The 19,073-nt window shown below is 69.2% G+C and carries 16 protein-coding genes; 8 read left to right on the plus strand and 8 right to left on the minus strand.

The window, feature by feature from the left end; translation table 11 throughout:
- Window positions 1-226 precede the first annotated feature (226 nt).
- The 4 genes from E6C70_RS12720 to E6C70_RS12735 all read left to right on the plus strand — a co-directional run bounded on the left by E6C70_RS12720 (window position 227) and on the right by E6C70_RS12735 (window position 4,906).
- Window positions 227-1,528 (plus strand): glutamyl-tRNA reductase, encoded by a 1,302-nt coding sequence (locus tag E6C70_RS12720; protein WP_136424910.1) that lies wholly within the window; start codon window positions 227-229, stop codon window positions 1,526-1,528.
- Complete coding sequence (locus tag E6C70_RS12725) at window positions 1,528-2,184, plus strand: GNAT family N-acetyltransferase (RefSeq protein WP_136424911.1); 657 nt, start codon at window positions 1,528-1,530, stop codon at window positions 2,182-2,184. The genes E6C70_RS12720 and E6C70_RS12725 overlap by 1 nt, the downstream gene beginning before the upstream one ends.
- Entirely contained in the window at window positions 2,181-3,476 is a 1,296-nt protein-coding gene (locus E6C70_RS12730; protein WP_168770950.1) for an alpha/beta hydrolase, read from the plus strand. The genes E6C70_RS12725 and E6C70_RS12730 overlap by 4 nt, the downstream gene beginning before the upstream one ends.
- Before the next feature lie 392 nt (window positions 3,477-3,868).
- Window positions 3,869-4,906 (plus strand): NAD(P)H-binding protein, encoded by a 1,038-nt coding sequence (locus E6C70_RS12735; RefSeq protein ID WP_136424913.1) that lies wholly within the window; start codon window positions 3,869-3,871, stop codon window positions 4,904-4,906.
- On the opposite strand, the gene E6C70_RS12740 is transcribed toward E6C70_RS12735, so the two are convergent.
- From E6C70_RS12740 to E6C70_RS12760, 5 genes are all read right to left on the minus strand, one after another.
- A complete protein-coding gene (locus tag E6C70_RS12740) occupies window positions 4,876-6,321 on the minus strand; it encodes an ion channel protein (RefSeq protein ID WP_207670128.1) in 1,446 nt (481 codons plus the stop codon). The two genes, E6C70_RS12735 and E6C70_RS12740, sit on opposite strands and share 31 nt — an antisense overlap.
- Window positions 6,318-7,622 carry an alpha-hydroxy-acid oxidizing protein gene (locus E6C70_RS12745; RefSeq protein ID WP_136424914.1) on the minus strand — a complete coding sequence of 435 codons (1,305 nt, stop codon included), beginning with the start codon at window positions 7,620-7,622 and terminating at the stop codon, window positions 6,318-6,320. The genes E6C70_RS12740 and E6C70_RS12745 overlap by 4 nt, the downstream gene beginning before the upstream one ends.
- Before the next feature lie 189 nt (window positions 7,623-7,811).
- Window positions 7,812-8,402, minus strand: coding sequence for a DNA alkylation repair protein (locus tag E6C70_RS12750; RefSeq protein WP_136424997.1), 591 nt, complete (start codon window positions 8,400-8,402; stop codon window positions 7,812-7,814).
- Window positions 8,399-9,307 (minus strand): serine hydrolase, encoded by a 909-nt coding sequence (locus tag E6C70_RS12755; RefSeq protein WP_407921039.1) that lies wholly within the window; start codon window positions 9,305-9,307, stop codon window positions 8,399-8,401. The genes E6C70_RS12750 and E6C70_RS12755 overlap by 4 nt, the downstream gene beginning before the upstream one ends.
- A 76-nt stretch (window positions 9,308-9,383) precedes the next feature.
- A complete protein-coding gene (locus E6C70_RS12760; protein WP_136424915.1) occupies window positions 9,384-11,363 on the minus strand; it encodes a M13 family metallopeptidase in 1,980 nt (659 codons plus the stop codon).
- 330 nt (window positions 11,364-11,693) lie between these two features.
- On the opposite strand from E6C70_RS12760, the gene E6C70_RS12765 reads away from it, so the two are divergent.
- The 4 genes from E6C70_RS12765 to E6C70_RS12780 all read left to right on the plus strand — a co-directional run bounded on the left by E6C70_RS12765 (window position 11,694) and on the right by E6C70_RS12780 (window position 15,854).
- A complete protein-coding gene (locus tag E6C70_RS12765) occupies window positions 11,694-12,263 on the plus strand; it encodes a hypothetical protein (protein ID WP_235833443.1) in 570 nt (189 codons plus the stop codon).
- A gap of 127 nt (window positions 12,264-12,390) precedes the next feature.
- Window positions 12,391-13,131 carry a YcnI family copper-binding membrane protein gene (locus E6C70_RS12770; protein WP_136424917.1) on the plus strand — a complete coding sequence of 247 codons (741 nt, stop codon included), beginning with the start codon at window positions 12,391-12,393 and terminating at the stop codon, window positions 13,129-13,131.
- Between the two features lie 4 nt (window positions 13,132-13,135).
- Window positions 13,136-13,777 (plus strand): copper resistance CopC family protein, encoded by a 642-nt coding sequence (locus tag E6C70_RS12775; protein WP_136424918.1) that lies wholly within the window; start codon window positions 13,136-13,138, stop codon window positions 13,775-13,777.
- On the plus strand, window positions 13,770-15,854 hold the full coding sequence (locus tag E6C70_RS12780; RefSeq protein WP_136424919.1) for a bifunctional copper resistance protein CopD/cytochrome c oxidase assembly protein: 2,085 nt from the start codon (window positions 13,770-13,772) through the stop codon (window positions 15,852-15,854). Before E6C70_RS12775 ends, E6C70_RS12780 begins: the two co-directional genes overlap by 8 nt.
- Window positions 15,855-15,920: 66 nt before the next feature.
- Here E6C70_RS12780 and E6C70_RS12785 read toward each other — a convergent pair whose 3' ends face one another.
- The 3 genes from E6C70_RS12785 to E6C70_RS12795 are packed head-to-tail and all read right to left on the minus strand — an operon-like array spanning window position 15,921 to window position 19,004.
- Complete coding sequence (locus E6C70_RS12785; protein WP_136424920.1) at window positions 15,921-16,400, minus strand: GbsR/MarR family transcriptional regulator; 480 nt, start codon at window positions 16,398-16,400, stop codon at window positions 15,921-15,923.
- 1 nt (window position 16,401) lies between these two features.
- Entirely contained in the window at window positions 16,402-18,039 is a 1,638-nt protein-coding gene (locus E6C70_RS12790; protein ID WP_136424921.1) for an ABC transporter permease, read from the minus strand.
- Entirely contained in the window at window positions 18,036-19,004 is a 969-nt protein-coding gene (locus E6C70_RS12795; RefSeq protein WP_136424922.1) for an ABC transporter ATP-binding protein, read from the minus strand. The genes E6C70_RS12790 and E6C70_RS12795 overlap by 4 nt, the downstream gene beginning before the upstream one ends.
- Window positions 19,005-19,073: the final 69 nt, after the last annotated feature.

The raw sequence follows: 19,073 nt of genomic DNA on the forward strand, positions 1-19,073 counted from the left end.
TGCACGGGTCTCGATACGCCTGCTCGCTCCGCGCGCCGCCTACTCGACCAGCGGTGGCTTGCACACCCGGTGATGCTCGTACTCGACCAACGGTGGGCTGCGCATTCGGCCGCACCGCCCACTCGCGGGCTGTTCGACTAGCGGACAGCTCGCGGGCTACTCGACCAGCGGGAGGCCTAAGACCAGCGCCGACGATGGCCGTGCGCGGTGCGGATAGAATCGACCGGTGCTCATCTGCATCTCCGCGAGTCACAAGAACTCGAGCTTCGAACTCCTCGAACGACTGAGTGTGGACGCCGAAACGCTGGGCCGCAGCATCGTGGATGGTCACGGGACTCTGAGCGGCGCCGTCGTCGTCGCCACCTGCAACCGCTTCGAGGCCTATCTCGACCTCGACGAGCCCTACGGGACGTCCCCTCTCCCCGCCGTGTTCTCGACGATCGCCGCCGTCAGCGACGTCTCGGGCGTGCCCGCGGATGACCTGCGCGCCACCCTCGAGCTCGCACACGGCAACGGCGTCGCCGAGCACCTGTTCTCCGTATCCGCCGGTCTGGAATCGGTCGTGGTCGGCGAAGGCGAGATCGCGGGACAGGTGCGGCGGGCACTCGAGAACGCGCGCGCCGCCGGAACCACCAGTCCTGAGCTGGAGCGCCTGTTCCAACGGGCGTCGCAGACCTCGCGCAGCATCAAGAACCGCACCGGCATCGGCTCGGCCGGGCGCTCCCTGGTGCGTCTGGCCCTCGACCTCGCCGAGAGTCGGGTGCGCGACTGGGCGGATGCTGAGGTGCTGCTCATCGGCACCGGCCGCTACGCCGGCGCCTCCTTAGCCGCTCTCCGCGAGCGCGGAGCCGAGAACGTGCGCGTGTATTCGCCGTCGGGGCGCGGAGCCCGGTTCGCCATCAACCACGGGATCCCCACGGTCACGGCCGCCGAATTCGCAGCGGCAGCGGCATCCGCCGACGTCGTCGTCGCGTGTGCGGCGACCGAGGCCCACGTGCTCTCCGCCGCCGACCTGACCATCGGGCGTGCGGGCCGGGCGCCGAAGAGCCAACTCGCGATCGACCTCGGCCTGCCGCGCAACATCGACCCCGACGTGTCCGCCGTCGAGGGCGTCGAGCTGCTCGACCTCGAGACCATCCGACTGCACGCCCCGCTCGACGCCTTCGACGAGGCTTCGACCGAAGCGCACGCGATGGTGGCCAAGGCGACCCGCAAGTTCGGTGCGGTGGCCGAGGAGATCAACGTGACCCCCGCCGTCGTTGCGCTGCGCGGCCACGTCATCGGCATCCTCGACGCCGAGATCGAGCGGGCACGTGCTCGCGGCGATGACTCGGAGGCGACGGAGAAGGCGCTGCGCCACCTCGTGGGTGTCCTGCTCCACACCCCGATGAAGCGTTCTCGCGAGTACGCGCACTCGGGCGACGCGCAGGCGTGGCTCGACGGGCTGGAGGCGCTGTTCGGCATCGTGCCCGAGGCCGAATCGGATGTCGAAGCCCGACACGTACCCGACGAGCGCCCCGCGGTCTGATGGGCGAGACCAGCGAGGGTGCAGCCGCCGCGCTCGGATCCGACGCGCCACCCGCCCTCCGCATCCCGTTCTCGGCGTCGACGCTCGAGCGCGAACCGATCCTGACCGAGCGGATGCGGATGCGCCCGCTCGTGGTCGAGGACGCCCGCGATGTGTGGGAGTACGCCCAGCTGCCCGACGTCATCCGCTACATCCCGTGGCCGCAGCGCTCGGAGGATGAGGCGCGCGACCACAATGCCCGACGATCGGGCATGAGGCTGATGGAGAAGAACGAGGACGGCATCATCCTCGCCTGCGAATTGATCGGCGAGTCGTCCATCGGCAGACCGGGCGACCGGGTGATCGGCGACGTGATGCTGCGCATCGATGACCTCGAGAGCGCCGACATCGAGATCGGCTGGGTGTTCCACCCCGACTTCCAAGGCCGCGGGCTCGCCAGCGAGGCGGCATCCGCAGCCATCGACGTCGCCTTCGACCGTCTCGGAGCGCACCGGGTGCACGCCATGCTCGATGCACGCAACGACGCGAGCGCCGCGCTCTGCCGACGACTCGGAATGCGCCACGAGGCGACCTTCCTCGAAGACGAGTTCTTCAAGGGCGAATGGACGGACTCCGCCGTCTTCGCCGTGCTGCACCGCGAGTGGATCGCGCGGTGAACCTGCTGCTGTCGATCGACGTGATCGACGGCCCGGTGCTCGCCATCCTCGGCACGCTCTCGATCGCTCTCGTCATCTACCTGCTGCTGCGCGGGCGGGATGCCGAGTGGTTCGTCACGGCGGGAGCGGCGATGCTCGTCGGAGCCCTCGTCGGCTGCGGCCTGCTGTGGATCGTCAACGTCGGCGGCCTTCTCGGCGGACCGGCCGATAGAGGGGTCTGGTTCTGGGCGCCGGCCGGGTTCGCCGCCATCGGTCTCGCCGTCGTGAATCTCTGGCATGCGCGCTGGTGGCGCGTGGTGGTCGCGGTCGTCGCCATCCTCGTCTTCACCCTCACGACCTTCCTCGGCGTCAACGCCGTCTACGGCATCGGACGCACGCTCGCCGCCTTCCTGCACGTCTCGACCGCCTCGCCGGTGGCCATCCCGAGCGTCGTACCGACCCCCGGCGCCAGCACCACCCCGCTGTACCAGCGTTGGAAGCCGCCGAAGGACATGCCAGCCCACGGGACGGTCGGCCTGGTTCCGGGCGGCATCCCCAACACCGCATCGGGATTCGACGCCCGCCCGGCGCAGATCTACCTGCCGCCCGCAGCGCTCGTGGCCGACCCGCCCGAACTGCCGCTCGTGATCATGATGATGGGCCAGCCCGGCGACCCGGATGCGAGCTACATCGGCGACGTGCTCGACGACTACCAGGCGCAGCACGACGGCCTCGCCCCGATCGCACTCGTCGTCGACCAGCTCGGGGATCCGTTCACCGACCCGCTCTGCCTCAACACCGAGCGCGGGCAGGTCGAGACCTACGTGATGACGGATGTCGTGGGCTGGGCACGCAGCCACCTCAACATCCAGCAGGGCCGGGATGCCTGGACTGTCGCGGGCTACTCGAACGGCGGGGCGTGCGCGGCGTACTTCGGCTCGAAGCACCCCGACGTCTTCGGCAACCTGCTCGACGTGTCCGGCGTGGAGTACCCGGGCGCGGAGACCAGCTCGATCGTGCTCGACCAGATCTTCGACGGCGACCAGTCCGCCTTCGACGCGGTGAAGCCCGCGAGCATCATGAGGGCCACGGGCGACTATCCCGACACGGTGGCGGTGTTCACGATGGGTCAGTACGACGAGGAGTTCCGTCCGGGCTACGAGCGGCTGTGGCCCGTGGCGAAGGCGGCGGGAATGCGCGTGACGCACAAGCTCATCATCGGCGCGGGTCACGGTCTCGAGGCTCTCGACGGCGGCCTCGACGAGGGCTTCCGAGTGCTCTACCCGCGGCTGGGTCTGGACGCGGGCGAGTAGCGTCGCGCGCCCGTTGCCCTCCCGATCTCATCCCCTCATCTCGCACTCGACCCCACACCCTCTCCTCTTGTATTCACCCGCACCTCGCACCCTCTTTCCTCACCTCGTCCCACTCCCCCTCTTGCAGCCGCGCATTCAGGCAATCGGTCGCCAGTCAGGCTGTAATTCGGGGTTTCAGCCTGAACAGCGTTCTATTGCCTGAATCCGCGCGGGGTCGCGGCGCGGGAGCGGGATGGCGGCTGAGCAGGGGGGCCGGCCGAGGGGGTGCCGCCCGAACAGGAGCGCCCTAGCGGGACGCCGCCCGAGCGTGAGGCCGACGCAACGAGTGCCCCGCGTTCTGCCCTCAGCAGACGGGGCTGCGCGCATCCGTCCCGCCGCCCTAGCGTTGTGGCATGAGCGAGCGCAGCGCCTTCATCATCGGCGGAACGGGACAGATCGGCACCGCGACGGCGGAGCGCCTCCTCCGAGACGGATGGCGCGTGACCACGGCCCATCGCGGCGAGCGCTCGGCCGCGGGGGTGGCGGGCGCGACATCCGTGATCCTCGATCGCGACGACACGGATGCGCTGCGCTCGGCAGCAGCCGGCCACGACGTCGTGGTCGACACGGTCGCCTACCGGCCTGAGCACGCCGACCAGCTCATCGAGCTGGCTCCGGAGGTCGGCTCGCTCGTCGTCATCTCAACCGGATCGGTGGCCGCACCGCTGACGGGAACCTGGCTCGAGGCCTCCACCGGGCTGGACGACGCACCGCGCTACCCCGATCCGCTCGACGAGGACGTCGCCATCCTCGACAGCGCAACGGACGCCTACTCGCCCAATAAGGCCGAGGTCGAACGGCGACTGCGCGCGACCGAGCTGCCCATCAGCATCCTGCGACCGGGCGCCATCCACGGCCCGGCGAGTCCGATGCTGCGGGAGTGGTACTTCATCAAGCGGGTGCTCGACGGCAGGCCGTTCGCGATCCTGGCCTACGACGGCGAGAGCCTGTTCTCGACGACCGACACCCGCAACATCGCCGAGCTCATCGCGCTGTGCGCCGACAATCCCGGCGCTCGACTGCTCAACGCCGTCGACGAGGAGCTGCTCACGGTCGCCGAGATCGGGCGGACCGTGTTCGACCTCATGGGTCATGACGCGCCCATCCGAACGATCTCGGGACCGCCGCGCGCCGACGGCGTGGGCGACAGCCCGTGGGCGCTCGCGCATCCGTTGCGGATGCCAATGGATCGCGCGCGACGCGAACTCGGCTATCGGCAGGCGGTGAGCTACCGCGACGGCATGACGGATGCGATCGAGTGGTCCGTCTCGGCGTTGCGAGCGGCGGAGGCGCGCGGGGGCGACTGGCGCGATGCGTTCCCGATCATGGTGTCGCGCTATGGAGCCGGCGAGTGGTTCCCCTACGACGCCGAGGACGCCTTCCCCGGCTGATCGGGCCGCGCCGGCTGATCGGGCTGGCCATCCTGATCGGGCCGAACCGGCTCATCGGCCCGCGCCGTCTCACCGGGCGCCTCCGGTCCAATCGAGGGTGGGACATCCGTCGGCGGCAACCGGTCGGGTCGAGGGGCCGGCACGCGCACGATCATCTCGGGCGCCTTGGTGACGACGAGCCACGCGGGAAGCAGCGCGAGGCAGAGCACCGGGAGGGCGGCAATGCTCCCCGTGATGACGACGGCGACGAAGAGGGCGATCCATCCGTCCCGACCGACGGCCAGCAGCATGCCGAGGACCCCCGCGGAGACGGCGATCGGCACCGGGATGCCCGGAAGGAGCGCTTGGGCGAGCACGCCGATCGCGGCACCGATGAAGACGGCCGGGAAGATGCGACCGCCACGGAACCCGGCCGCGGCAGCGACGATGAGCGCGACGAGCTTGATGACGACGATGAGCACTAGCTGGCCGGCCGTGAAGTCCGCGCGGTCTGCAACGAGTTGAGCGAGCTGTGCGAGGCCCTTGAACAGGGTGATCGGCCCGCCGATCGCGCCCAGGATGCCGAGCACGACGCCGCCGACGGTCACGTACAGCGCCGGGTTGCGCAGCAGCCGGAAGGTCGCGTGAACCCGCGGGAAGACGACGGCAGCGAGGACGCCGATGGCTGCGGCGATCACAGCGATGACCACGGCGCTCAGCAGGTCGATCGGGGCGACGGAGGTGTAGGCGGGCATGGGAACGGCGAACGACGGATGCGCGAGCAGCGTCATGGTCACCGCTCCGGCGCCGGCCGACGCGAGCGGCATGAAGAGGCGATCCCACAGCGCACCGCCCGCCGCCATGCCCCCGACGATGCCGGTGAAGGCCAGCACGGCCGCGACGGGGGTGCCGAACAGGGCGCCGATCGTTCCGGCCGCAGTGATGAGCAGCACGAACTGCACAGGCAGCGCCGGCCATAGCCGCGCGAGCAAAGCCACGAGGATGGCCGTGTTGATGGCGATGATCGGGCTCTCCGGCCCGAGGCTCACGCCGCCGGCGAGGGCGAGGACGGTGACAACGATGAGCGACGGAACAGATGCCAGCGGCAGCGGCGGGGCCGTCAGTCCGGTGGTTGCTGAATCGTCGCCACCGTGCCCGGGAAGCAACCAGACGCAGAGCCCGACGGCCAGGCCTGTGAGGCTCAGCACGCCGAAGATCCACCAGCCGGAGTCGGGGTCGACGCCGACGGCGTGCGGCAGGGTCGACCAGATGACGTTCTGAAGAGCCCCGGCCACCTCGTCGAGTGCGAACAGCACGAGTGCGGACACGACGCCAATCACGATCGCCGGCACGCTGAGCGTGAGAAGACGACGCACGCCCGGCGACTCGGTGCCGGGGGGCGCGGCGGGCGTCACCGCATCGGGCCGCGCCGTCATGAGCGCAATACCTTCGAGGTGAGGCCGCGCACCGAGGTCTCACCGGCGAGCGCGAGCGCGATGTCCAGTTCAGCGAGCAGGTTGCGAATCACCTCGGCGACTCCGAGCGCACCGCCCACCGCGAGGCCGTAGGCGTACTGCCGACCGATGCCTACGGCCGTCGCACCGAGAGCGAGCGCGATGAGCGCATCCGTCCCACTCCGGATGCCGCCATCCATGATCACCGGAACCGCGCCGGCCACCCGTCCGACGACCCCCGGCAGCGCGTCCAGCGTCGCCACCGAACGATCGAGTTGCCGGCCGCCGTGGTTGGAGACCCACACGCCGTCGACTCCGGCATCCAGCGCCCGCGCAGCGTCATCCGGATGCATGATGCCCTTCAGGATGATGGGCAGCGTCGTCCATTCGCGGAGCTTCACGAGGTCGTTCCACGTGAGCGCCGGATCGGAGAACACGTCGAGGAACGTCTCGACGGCCGCCCGCGGGAGCGGTGAGCGCAGGGCGCCTGCCAGACCACCTGGGCTCACCGACGTGCCCGCGCTCGCGCGCGCCATCCGGAGGGCCGTGGCGATCGCGGTGGGCGTGACCTTGACGGCGGTGTCGTCGTGGCGGGGCCGACCGGCGCGTTCTCGCACGAGTCCCGCGAAAACGGGGTCGCTGGTGTACTGCGCGATCCCACGTCCGCGCGTGAACGGCAGGTAGCCGAGGTCGAGGTCGCGAGCACGCCAGCCGAGGAGGTGGGTGTCGAGGGTCACGACGATCGCCTCGCAGCCGCACTCCTCCGCCCGCTGCAGGAAGCTCTCGTTGAGCGCGTCATCGGAGCTCCAGTAGAGCTGGAACCAGCGCGGACGACCGGGGGCGGTCGCGTCCATGGCGACGGCGACCTCCTCCATCGGCACGGATGCCTGGTTGGAGAGCACGTACGGCACCGCGTTCGCCGCGGCGGCCCGGCCGACCGCGAGGTCCGCTTCGGGGTGGGCCAGCTCGGCGACCCCCACCGGGGAGAGTACGAACGGCGTGCGGCGCTGCTTTCCGAGGAGGTCGACGGTCAGGTCGCGCTCGGAGACGTCGCGGAGGACGCGGGGCCAGATGGCGTGCCGGGCGAACGCGGCGCGGTTCGCCTCGACGGTGTGCTCCGACCCGGCACCTCCCGCGAGATAGGCGAAGGCCTCCGGACGCAGGGTGTGCTCCGCCGCGCGGGCGAGCTCATCGCGGTCGACGGGCACGATCGGTCGAGTACCGCTGACGCCGGCGCGGAAGATCGCCGACTGCACCGAACGCCCGTAACCCGTGTCCGCCATCCACCACTCCCGCCGTCGCGTCAACGCTAGCGCCGAAGCGTCGCCCCCGGCAGGTCGGCCTGCCGGTCGAGTAGCGCAGACGCGCAGCGGCTCCGCGTATCGAGACCCTCGAACGTGCGAGTGGCGGGTTTCGATACGCCTGCTCGCTGCGCTCGCGGGCTACTCAACCAGCAGCTACTCAACCAGCGGCTACTCGACCTGCAGGGCGGCACGCGCAAGGGCGAGTGCCTCGCCGACGATGGGGTCGTCCTCGACGACGGATGCCCAGCGGATGCGGCGAGCCGCCCGCTCGACATCGCCGCCGCCGGCCCGCAACTCGCGGAGGGGCGCGAGCAGGGCTGCACGACGCAGCCACGGGCCGTCCTCGCGCGACCACCGATCGAGCACGAGCTCAGCGCGCCCCCGCGAGCGGGCGTCGAGCCCGCTCATCAGCTCCCCGACCACGTCGACGGCGAGCAGGTCGACGAGTTGCCGCCGCTCACCATCACGCACGAACCCCTCGACGCGTGTGAGATCCGTCGCCTGCAACTCCCCCACGCGCGACTGCAGCAGCACGACCGCCGCGAGGCGGAGCTCCTCGACCCCTCGAGCCCACAGCTCACTGCTGAGCGCGGTCAGCTCGTCGTGACCGAGCGACGGATAGCGGCGGAGCGCATCCCGCACGGTCCCGCGCACTGCTCCGACTGATGCGCCGTACGACCCGGCATCGCCCCAACCGGATCCCTCCCGCCGCAGGGTCTCGTCGATCCAGTCGGCAGCCTCGCCAGATGCGTCGCTCAGTGCACGTACTCCAGCAGGTCGAGGCCGACCTGGCGCATGCCGTCGAGCACCGCGAGTCGCGCGGTGAGGTTGGTGTCGGCGAAGTACATGGAGACGGCGTAGGAGACCGCGGCGCGGGGGCCGCGCAGAACGCCGGCATCGGCGCGCACTCCGGCATCCGTTCCCGTCTTGTTGACCAGCAGGATGCCGTGGTCGCCCGTGCGATGAGCGAGCGGATCGAGGCCGAACGCGTTGGCGACCATCGACAGATCGGTGTTCAGCGAGAGCCAGCCGATGACCCGCTGCGACACCTCCTTCGAGACGATCTCGCCGCGGGCGAGCGCCGAGAACAACCAAGTCAGCTCGTTGGCCGAACCGATGGAGAGCTGGGGCGCGTCGTCGGGACCGCGGTGGTCGCGCACGAGGTCGAGGAGGGCGGTGCGCTTGAGCCCCAGGGACTCGGTGCGGGCGCGCACGGCCTCCAGCCCGACGGTGCGGATGAGCACGTTCGTCGCGAGGTTGTCGCTCGTGGCGCCGATGAGTGCCGCGAGGTCGGCGATGGGCAGCGCCGGCGCCTGCAGGTGCTGCCAGATGCCCGAGTCGCCCACGTAGTCGCCCGAATTGCGGTCGAGGATGGCGAACGCGTTGAACGCGGGATCCGCCAGCCGCGCGGCGACCTCGACGAGCAGCAGCACCTTGCCGATCGACGCGGTGGGCATGACCACGTGGTCGTCTACGGAGAACAGCACCTTGCCGTTCGAGAGGTCCACCGCTCGCGCCGAGACCTGCACGCCGTTGATCGCGAGCTCGCCCAACGCGGTGAATCCGCGGGCGAAGTTGTCCTGGTTCTCGCCCCCGGTGTGGCGCCCCGCTCGGATGGACGTGTGGCGCGCACGACGTTCGGATTCCATCGCAGGGATCGACAACGTTGTTCCTTCTGAGGGGACGAAAAGGGGGAGGCTCACGGCAGCTTAGCCCCTCATCGGGGGTGCCGCCCGCGTGTCACCAGATCGTCACGCGCTCGTCGGACGGCAACCAGGATGCGTCCGATTCCTGCACTCCGAAAGCGGAGTAGAACTCATCGATGTTGCGCACGATCTGGTTGCAGCGGAACTCGTTCGGCGAGTGCGGATCGATTGCCAGCAGACGGATGACCTCCGCATCCCGAGCCTTCAGCTGCCACGCCTGCGCCCACGACAGGAAGAACCGCTGCGCCCCCGTGAGGCCGTCGATGACGGGTGGCTCGGCGCCGTCCAGCGAGATGACGTACGCCTTCCACGCGATCGCCAGGCCCCCCAGGTCACCGATGTTCTCGCCGATCGTGAGGGCGCCGTTGACGTGGTGGTCGGGCACCTGCAGCGGCGCGAGCGCGTCGTACTGGGCTATCAGGGAGGCGGTGCGCTCGTCGAAAGCCGCCCGGTCGGCTTCGGTCCACCAGTCGGTGAGCCGGCCGTCGCCGTCGAACTTGGAGCCCTGGTCGTCGAAACCGTGTCCGATCTCGTGGCCGATGACCGCGCCGATCGCACCGTAGTTGGCCGCGGCATCCCGCTCGGGCGAGAAGAACGGGTACTGCAGGATCGCCGCCGGGAAGACGATCTCGTTGAACCCGGGGTTGTAGTACGCGTTGATGGTCTGCGGGGTCATGAACCACTCGTCGCGGTCGAGCGGCTTGCCGATCTTGCCGAGCTCGCGGTCGAACTCGTAGTGGGCCGTCGCACGCACGTTGGAGACCAGGTCGTCGGAGCTGATCGCGAGCGAGGAGTAGTCGCGCCACTTCACCGGGAAGCCGATCTTGGGCGTGAATTTGCCGAGCTTCTCGAGCGCGCGGGCGCGGGTGTCCTCACCCATCCAGTCCAGCTGCGAGATGGACTGCCGGTAGGCCTCGACGAGGTTGGCGACCAACACGTCCATCGCCGTCTTGGACTCCTGCGGGAAGTGCCGCTCGACGTAGATGCGTCCGACGGCCTCTCCCATCGCGCCCTCGACCAGCGAGACACCGCGCTTCCAGCGCACGCGCATCTCAGGCGTGCCGGACAGGGTGCGGCCGTAGAAGTCGAAGTTGGCCTCGACGAACGCCGTCGAGAGGTAGGCGGCATTGGAACGGATGATCTGCCAGCTCAGCCAGTCCCGCCACGCGTCGATGTGCTCGTCGACGAGCAGCGCGCCGAGCCCGGTGAGGAACTCCGGCTGACGCACGACGACGTTCGCGAGGGCTCCAGCCGGGGCACCGACGGCGTCGAGCCAGACGTTCAGGTCGGCGCCCGCCGGCTCGGCGACCGCAGCGGCCACCTCGTCCCAGGTGCGCAGGTTGTAGGTCTTCTCGCTGTCGCGCGAGGCGACGTTGTCCCAGTGGTGGCCCGCGACATCCGTCTCCAGGGTGAAGACGCGCTCGGCACGCTCGGCGGCGTCGCTCATACCGGCCAGGCCGAACATGCGCTCGAGGTGGGCGCGGTAGGCATCGCGGATCTCGGCGAAGGAGTCCTCGCGGAAGTAGCTCTCGTCGGGCAGTCCGATGCCGCCCTGCTCGACGAAAACGAGGTAGCGCTCGGGGTTGCCGGGGTCGTTGTCGACGAACAGCTGGGCGAACCCGCTGACGCCGTCGTGCTCGAGGCTGCCGAGCGCGCTCAGCAGGTCGGGGACGGAGTGGACGGATGCGGCGAGCGCGAGCTGCTCGGCGATCGGGGCGGCCCCGAGCGACTCGATGCGCTCATCGTCCATGAAGCTCGCGAACAGGTCGCCGACCTTCCGCTCCTCGTCGGTGCGCCCGTCGGTCTTGTCGGCCGACTCGACGATGATGTCGTGCACCGCCTGCTCGGCCGCCTCGTGCAGTACGTAGAAGGAGCCCCAGCGCGCCTTGTCCGACGGAATCTCCGTCCGCGCCATCCACGAGCCGTTGACGTGACGGAACAGGTCGTCCTGCGGACGGATGCTGTCGTCGAGTTCGGCGGTGTCGATTCCAGAGGTGAGCGCGTCATCGGTCATTCCTCCAGCCTATGGGTGGCCGCCGGTGCCCGGTTCATCGTGTGCGTCCCTACGCTGTGGAGGCGACCCGATGTCGTACCTGGGCGGGTGTGCTCAGGGCTCGCCGCCCAGCCGTCCCTTCGCCTTCGCGACCGCCACACCCTCGCGAGCCGCATACCGATCACATCACGCCGTCGTCGACCTGGACATGTCGACTCGGCCGACGCATGCGGCGTGTGGCTTGACCGGCCACTCGGCCGCGGTTGCGGAGAGTGTCAAGTCTTAGACTGGTGTCCTGGGCGTATTGGGAGAGCTATGTCATCGAGATCGGCTCGGGTCGTTCGCGGCCTCGTGGCTGCACTCGTCGCGACGCTTACGGCCGCGTTATTCCATGTGGCCGGTGGGGGGGCGGTTCCGGGCGTTCTTGCTGTGACGTTGAGCCTGTCCTTCTCCGCGCTGGCATGCATCGCTCTCGCGGGCCGGGCGTTGAACCTGTGGCGGTTGGCCGCGTCCGTCGTGTTCAGTCAGTTCCTGTTTCACGCGCTGTTCTCCCTCAGCGGCTCGGGCACCGTCCTGAGTACATCGGCTCATCTCCATGCGGGTGAGCACATTCAGATCGTCGCCGGCTTCGCACCATCCATGGCCGGGATGGCGCATGACACGACTCTCATGTGGGCGTCTCACTTAGCCGCCGCGGCTGTGACCATCGCGGCATTGCGCTTTGGTGAGAGGGCTTTCTGGGGGCTGTGGGAGTTCACCGCCCTGTCGGTGCGGCGCGTCCTGCGCCCGGTGGTGATGGTCGGGTTGACCTCGGTGAGGGTTCCCGTCGATTCCCGGCCGGCGAGCCTTCCCCACCTCGACCTGATCATCGGCTCGATGCGACACCGGGGGCCCCCTGCTGGCGCCATCGCGCACGGCTGATCTGCTCGGTCTCCGGCGCCACACAATCGCGTTGCACCCCGCAGCCGCTGCCATGGACGTGGTGCGACGTCGACCATTCTTTCCTCTTCTGTCGACCGGACGTGATCCGGTTGAGAACGGACTCTTCATGAAAAACCCCACTTTCACGCGCGGTGCCATCGCCGCCGCAGCTGCCGCGATCCTGATCGTCGCAGCGCCCCTGTCGGCCAGCGCACACGTGCGCGTCACCCCCGACCAGGCTGCCCCCGGCAGCTACGCAACTCTCACCTTCAAGGTGCCCACCGAATCCGCGACCGCGGGAACGGTCAAGCTCGAGGTGGACCTGCCCACCGAAACCCCTTTCGGCTACGTCGCCTACCAGCCACTGGCGGGCTGGACTGCCGAGGTTGTTACGGAGAAGCTGGCCACACCTATCAAGACAGATGATGGGACGGTGACGGAGGCTCCCACGAAGATCGTCTGGACCGCTGACGCTGGGGTCCAGATCGCGCCGGGCCAATTCCAGGAGTTCGTCATCTCCGCCGGGGCGATGCCCGACACCGGCAGCATCCTGTTGCCTGCTCACCAGAGCTACTCCGATGGCACCGTCGTGGACTGGGATGAGAAGACGCCCGCCTCGGGGAAGGAGCCCGAGAACCCGGCGCCAACGGTGTACGTCAACGACGCCCCGCCGACCGAGGACGGCTCATCGAGGGGTGCCGCCGTGACCGCGACGCCGATCCCCGACCCGACGGCCGCTGCCTCGACCGGTGACCCGGTCGCGACCGGGCTCGGCATCGCCGGACTGGCGCTCGGGGCGATCGCACTGGTCGTCGCCGTATTCGCCGCCACCCGCCGCGGACGCGCCGCTCAGGGCGAAAGCAAGTAACCCGATGGACGCGCGGAAACGTCGGCGGTCTCTCCGCGCGTTCGCCGGCGCCCTGCTGGTGCCGTTGGTCGGAGTGCTGGCGCTGGCCCCCGCGGCCGGCGCCAGCGCGCACGACTTCCTCGTGCAAAGCTCCCCGGCAGCCAACTCGGTCCAGACGACGCCGATCGCCGAGGTGTCGCTCACCTTCAACGATCGTGTCCTCGACCTCACGGGCGACGGTTCCTCCGCCCTGGCCCAGGTCATCGGCCCGAAGGGGAAGCACTTCGAGACGGCATGTCCGTCGATCCTCGATCGGACGGTGACCGTGCCAGTAGCGCTCGGCGGAGAAGGGAAGTACACGGTGACGTGGCAGATCGTCTCTGCCGACGGGCACACCGTCTCCGACTCGATCGTGTTCGAATACCGTCCCGACGCAGCTGCCACGTCCGCCACGGGCCGGACCGGCCGACCCCGGTGCGGAACAGATGCCGGCACCTCGACCGCTGTCCCGCAGTCAGCGGGTGGCGGCGGTGTGCGACCGGATGCTGTCGTGATCATCGGGATCGGCATCGGCATCGTCGTGCTGGCCCTGCTCACGTCGATCATCCTCATCCTCTCCGGCCGGCGGTCCGGTCGACGCGCACAGCGCATCTCCGACGATGTCTGACACGCCCACCACTGAAGCGGCGCCCGAATCCCCTGCCGAGGACGTGAACCGGGAGCAGATTCGTCTCCCGCACGTCGACGTGACCACGCTCGTCTTGGCCCTGTGCGTTCCGCTGACCGTCGCGATGACCCTGCTGGCGATGGTGTTCACGGGTGCGTTCACCACGGGAAGGGCGTTGTTCGACCCGGGCGACCTGGTCACCTACGGCCTTCCCATCGCCCGAGCAGTTCACGATCTCGCTGCAGCCGCCACAATCGGGCTCCTGCTTCTGGCGGTCTTCATCGCACCCGGCCAGACCAAGGACCTGGGCGCGCTCGGGCGGTCGCAATGGCGCTCAGTCAGGTGGGCGGCGTGGGCTGCTGCGGTGTGGCTCGCCTCAGCCAGTACTGTTGTGGTGCTCACCGGCGTTGAGATCTCGGGTGTCGGCCCGGGCCAGCCCGGCTTCATCGACACCATGAAGATCTTCCTGTTCTCCGTCGAGCTCGGCCAATCTCTCCTGTTCTCCACCCTGTGTGTGCTGATCGTGCTGGTCGTCGCCGCATTCGCGCGACGCTTGACACCGGTGGCGTTCGCGTTCGGCATCGGCTTGTTCGCCCTGCTGCCTCTGGCGCTTTCGGGCCACGCGGCGGGCTCGTTCGAGCACGCCAACGCCGTGAACAGTCTCGCGCTGCACCTGGTGGGCGTCACCCTGTGGGTCGGCGGACTCCTCGCCCTGATCCTGCTCCGCGGCACGATCGGGCGCGGATTCGGCACCAGCGTCGCACGGTACTCAACGCTCGCAGGGTGGGCATTCGCTGCGGTGGCGGCCTCGGGGATAGTCAACTCCTCGCTGAGGCTGAGCACTCCGGCTGACCTGTTCCAGCCCTACGGTGTGCTCATCATCGCCAAGTCCACCATCCTGGTCGTCCTCGGGCTGGCCGGGTTCATGCAACGACGACGGATCATCCCCGCACTGCTGAAGGCACCGACGGAGCGCCGGTTGTTCATCCGGTTCGCTGTGGCCGAGGTCGTCTTCATGGCTGTGGCGATCGGCATCTCCGTGGGCTTGTCCAAGAGCGCCCCGCCGGTCTCTCAGGAGCCGCTGTCCGGCGACCTCCGCCGCGAGGGCCTCCTCGGCTTCCCCTACCCACCCGCCGTCGACTTCGCACGGATGTTCACCGAGTTCCACTGGGACTGGTCCTGGGTCATGGTCGCCGCCTCGCTCGCCGGACTCTACTCATGGGCGTACGCACGCATGCGCCAGCGGGGCGACCGGTGGCCCGTGTACAGGCTCGTCGCGTGGCTGCTCGGCTGTCTGGCACTGGTGTGGGTGACCAGCGGAGGAGCTGCCGTCTACGGCGAGATCCATTTCAGCACCCACATGGTGCAACACATGGCGCTGATGATGGTCGTGCCACCACTCCTCGTCCTCGGCGGACCCGTCCTGCTCGCCCTGCGCGTGCTGCCAACGCGGCACGACGGCAGCCGCGGCATCCGCGAGTGGCTCCTCCTCTTCACCCACTCCCGCTTCCTCCGTTTACTGTCGCGTCCAGCGGTGGCCGGGGTCATCTTCGCGGGCAGCCTGATCGTGTTCTACTACTCGCCGGCGTTCCAGTCCGCCCTGTTCAGCCACCCCTGGCACATCTTCATGATCGTGCACTTCCTTCTCAGCGGATACCTGTTCACTTGGGTGTTCATCGGCATCGATCCCGGTCCTACCCGACCGCCGTACCCGATCCTTCTGATCGTTCTTCTGGCCACGATGGCCTTCCACGCCTTCTTCGGGGTGGCGCTCATGGAAAGCAGCGACATTCTCGCTCTGGACTGGTGGCACGCACTGGGGCAATCCGATGACACGGTGCTTCTGGCCGATCAGCACATCGGCGGAGGAATAGTCTGGGGAGCCTCCGAGCTTCCCATGGTGCTCATCGCTCTCGGTGTGGTTTACCAATGGATCAGATCGGACGAACGCACCGCAAAACGACTGGACCGGCAAGCCGACCGCGACGGCGACGCCGACCTCAACGCCTACAACGACCGCTTGCAACGAATGGAACGAACCGACAACCAGAGCCCAGCCCGAACCCCCAACACCTGATCAACGTCGTCCGCTGACGGATCCGTTGTGGGCGCTGGGCCGATAAGGCTGACCGAATAGGATCCACTACTCGGCCGGCTCCTCACGGCTCACCCGCCACTCCTCGAGCAGCTCGGGCAGGCGGCGCTGGATGAACGCGAAGAAGTCCGACATCTCCTGCACGCGCAGCGCGCCCGGCGATGACGGCTCGCTGAACGCCGGCACCGCGCGGGCGGCGAGCATCCGGATGGTCTCGTAGGTCGGGTTGGTGCCGCCGAGCGTCGCCGTGTACCAGGTGTGCTCCGGCACCTCGTAGCGATCGCGGCGGGAGCCCGGCTGCGAGATGCGGTGCACCATCCGTACCGTCTGCAGGTAGCGCACCGCGCCCGAGATTCCCGCCGCACTCGCGCCGAGGTAGTCGGCGAGCTCCCGAGCGGTGAGCCCCGGCTCGTCGGTGACCATGAGCGTCATGAGCACCCGGGCTGGCATCCGGGGAAAACCTGCACCGGCGAGCGCCGCCGCCGACTGCTCGACGAAGTCGGAGATCGCCCGATCGTCGCGTGCCATCTCAGCCTCCCAGCGCCAGATCGCGGCGGCGAAGCAGGAGGACGGATGCCCCGCCGATCACCACCGCGACTCCCAGCATGACCCACGCCGCGGACCAGTCGACGTGTGGACCGATCACCACGGGCGTGTGCGAGAACGGCGAGATTTCGCGGACGCCGTCGGGCAAGCCGAACAGCCCGCCGAACTGGCCGATGAAGATTGCCAGCAGCAGGACCCCCCAGCCGAGACCCACGGTCAGTCGCGGAACGAGCGCGAAGATGAGGGTCACGACCGCCATCATGACGAGCACGGCCGGCAGCTGGGCCACGGACGCGGCCATGATCGTGCCGGCCGCGCTCGACGGCGCTCCAGCGGCAGTGGCGCCGGCCAACGCGCTCAGCGCGGCCACGGCGAGCACGGCGACGACGGATGCGCATCCGACAACGAGGTACGCGAGGATCCAGCGCAGTCTCGTCACCGGGGTCGAGAGTACGATCTCGGCGCTGCCGCCGGCCTCGTCCTGACGGGCCCGGATGATCGCCTGCGCGACATTCACCGCCGCGATCGCCCCGATGATCGCGAACATCGCCACGATGAAGAGGTCGACCAGGTCGCCGTGCACATCCGGCCCCGCGATCTGACCGACCGTGCCGCCGAGGGTGTCCTTCAGGCCACTGTCAGCAGTGGCGTTGAGGGCTTCGCTGAGCGAGCCGACCAGCAGCCCGAACAGGGCGGCGGCGATCAGCCAGCCGATCGTCGCTCCCCGCAACTCACGCCAGACCAGCCCGATCGGGCCACGCAGGGTCACTCCGGCGCTCGTCCGGCCCGGTCGCTCGGGAACGATGCTCGCGTCGATGTCTCGCACGGACCGGACGGCGAGCGCAGCCCCCGCGCAGAGCAACCCCAGCGCTGCGCCCAGCAGCGCCGGCCACCCGGTCGGGTCGGAGAAGGGACTGGTGCGCTGACCCCACCCGATGGGCGAGAGCCAGCTGGTCCACCCGGGCGTGACGTGCAGGCCGTCGCCCGCATCGATCGTGCCGGTGGCATCGCCGATGCCGCGCACGAGATAAGCCGCGGCAACGAGCGCCGCCGCCAGCCCGTTCGCCCCGCGCGACGTCGCCATCACCTGCGCGCACAGCAGCCCCACACCCAGGAAGGCGACGCCGACGGATGCCAGAGCCGCCCCCGCAAGGAGCGCCTCACCGGTGTTCGCGCCCGTGAGGATGTAGCCGATCGACCCGACGAGCGACATCACGACCACCGCGATGACGCCCTCGACGGCGGTGGCCAGCAGCGGCACGACGCGGCCGGCGGGAGTGGATTCGACGAGCTCCGCGCGCCCGGCCTCCTCGTCCCCGCGCGTGTGACGCACGGCGAGGAACGTCGCCATGAGCCCGACGAGCACGCTGAGGAAGGCGAACAGCAGCATGAACTGGAACGCGTCGATCTGGGTGCCCTGCGGAGTGCCGCGCAGCACGAGCACGCTCGGCGTCTGTTCGAGTACGCGAATGACCTCCGCGCGCTGGTTCGGGTCGCCGTACTGGCTGGTGACGGCCGAATGCCCCACGGCGGCGAGCGCAGCGAACCCCAGCAGCCAGGCGACCAGCTGGACGCGGTCCCGCCGCAGCCGCTGCAGGAGAAGGACGCCCAGCTCGCTCATCGGGCGCCCCGTCGAGCGTGCTGACGGCGCGACCCGTCGGCATCCGTTTCCGACTGCCGGTCGCTGATGTCGTCGTGGTAGTGCCGCATGAACAGCTCCTCCAGACTCGGCGGCGTGATGGTGAGGCCCGGTGCTCCGAGTTCGGCGAGCGTTCCGAGAAGACCGGGGACGGCGTCGGAGTCCGCCGTGAAGCGCACCCGGCCTCCGTCGACCATGAGGTCATGGGCGCCCGGTATGGCGCCCAGGCGGGCGGGATCCATCCCCTCGCTCCCGAAGGAGATCTCGGTTCGCGTGAGGTGGCGCAGTTCGGCCAGCGTGCCGGACTCGACGGTGCGGCCGGCGCGGATGATGCTGACGCGATCGCAGAGGTGCTCCACCTCGCTGAGGATGTGGCTCGACAGCAGCACCGACGCCCCATCAGCGAGCGCGCCCGTCACCTCCTGCCGGAAGACGGCCTCCATGAGCGGATCGAGACCACTTGTCGGCTCGTCGAAGATGTAGAGGTCGGCCGGCAGGGCGAGCGCGGCGATGAGCGCCACCTTCTGCCGGTTGCCCTTCGAGTAGGCCCGGCCCTTCTTGCCCGGGTCGAACTGGAAGATGTCGACCAGGTGGGCACGTCGGGCGGCGTAGGCCGATCGGCCGCCGATGCCACGGAGCCGGGCGATGAGGTCGATCGCCTCGCCGCCGGTGAGGTTCGGCCAGAGGTTCACGTCGCCCGGCACGTACGCGATGCGGCGGTGGATGTCGGCGGCATCCGTCCACGGGTTTCTCCCGAAGACGGTGACATCGCCCCCGGTCGCCCGCATCAGTCCGAGCAGGATGCGGATCGTGGTCGACTTGCCGGCGCCGTTCGGGCCCAGGAAGCCGTGCACCTCGCCGGAGGCCACTCGGAGGTCGAGCCCGTCCAGGGCGGTGACCCGGCCGAAGTTCTTGCGCAGGCCGGAGATCTCCACAACGTTCGTCATGGGCGTGACATTACGCTTGTTTCACAACTTTGTGAATACTGTGTCGACCGCGCTTCCAACTGCCTCTCA

Source organism: Orlajensenia flava (assembly GCF_004801905.1).
Taxonomy (GTDB): Bacteria; Actinomycetota; Actinomycetes; order Actinomycetales; family Microbacteriaceae; genus Orlajensenia; species Orlajensenia flava.

Excerpts from the sequence above, each read along its gene's own strand:
- E6C70_RS12725 (WP_136424911.1), top strand. The coding sequence starts at position 1,528 with ATGGGCGAGACCAGCGAGGGTGCAGCCGCCGCGCTCGGATCCGACGCG.
- E6C70_RS12735 (WP_136424913.1), top strand. The coding sequence starts at position 3,869 with ATGAGCGAGCGCAGCGCCTTCATCATCGGCGGAACGGGACAGATCGGC.
- E6C70_RS12740 (WP_207670128.1), bottom strand. The coding sequence starts at position 6,321 with ATGACGGCGCGGCCCGATGCGGTGACGCCCGCCGCGCCCCCCGGCACC.
- E6C70_RS12745 (WP_136424914.1), bottom strand. The coding sequence starts at position 7,622 with ATGGCGGACACGGGTTACGGGCGTTCGGTGCAGTCGGCGATCTTCCGC.
- E6C70_RS12760 (WP_136424915.1), bottom strand. The coding sequence starts at position 11,363 with ATGACCGATGACGCGCTCACCTCTGGAATCGACACCGCCGAACTCGAC.
- E6C70_RS12770 (WP_136424917.1), top strand. The coding sequence starts at position 12,391 with ATGAAAAACCCCACTTTCACGCGCGGTGCCATCGCCGCCGCAGCTGCC.
- E6C70_RS12775 (WP_136424918.1), top strand. The coding sequence starts at position 13,136 with ATGGACGCGCGGAAACGTCGGCGGTCTCTCCGCGCGTTCGCCGGCGCC.
- E6C70_RS12780 (WP_136424919.1), top strand. The coding sequence starts at position 13,770 with ATGTCTGACACGCCCACCACTGAAGCGGCGCCCGAATCCCCTGCCGAG.
- E6C70_RS12785 (WP_136424920.1), bottom strand. The coding sequence starts at position 16,400 with ATGGCACGCGACGATCGGGCGATCTCCGACTTCGTCGAGCAGTCGGCG.
- E6C70_RS12790 (WP_136424921.1), bottom strand. The coding sequence starts at position 18,039 with ATGAGCGAGCTGGGCGTCCTTCTCCTGCAGCGGCTGCGGCGGGACCGC.
- E6C70_RS12795 (WP_136424922.1), bottom strand. The coding sequence starts at position 19,004 with ATGACGAACGTTGTGGAGATCTCCGGCCTGCGCAAGAACTTCGGCCGG.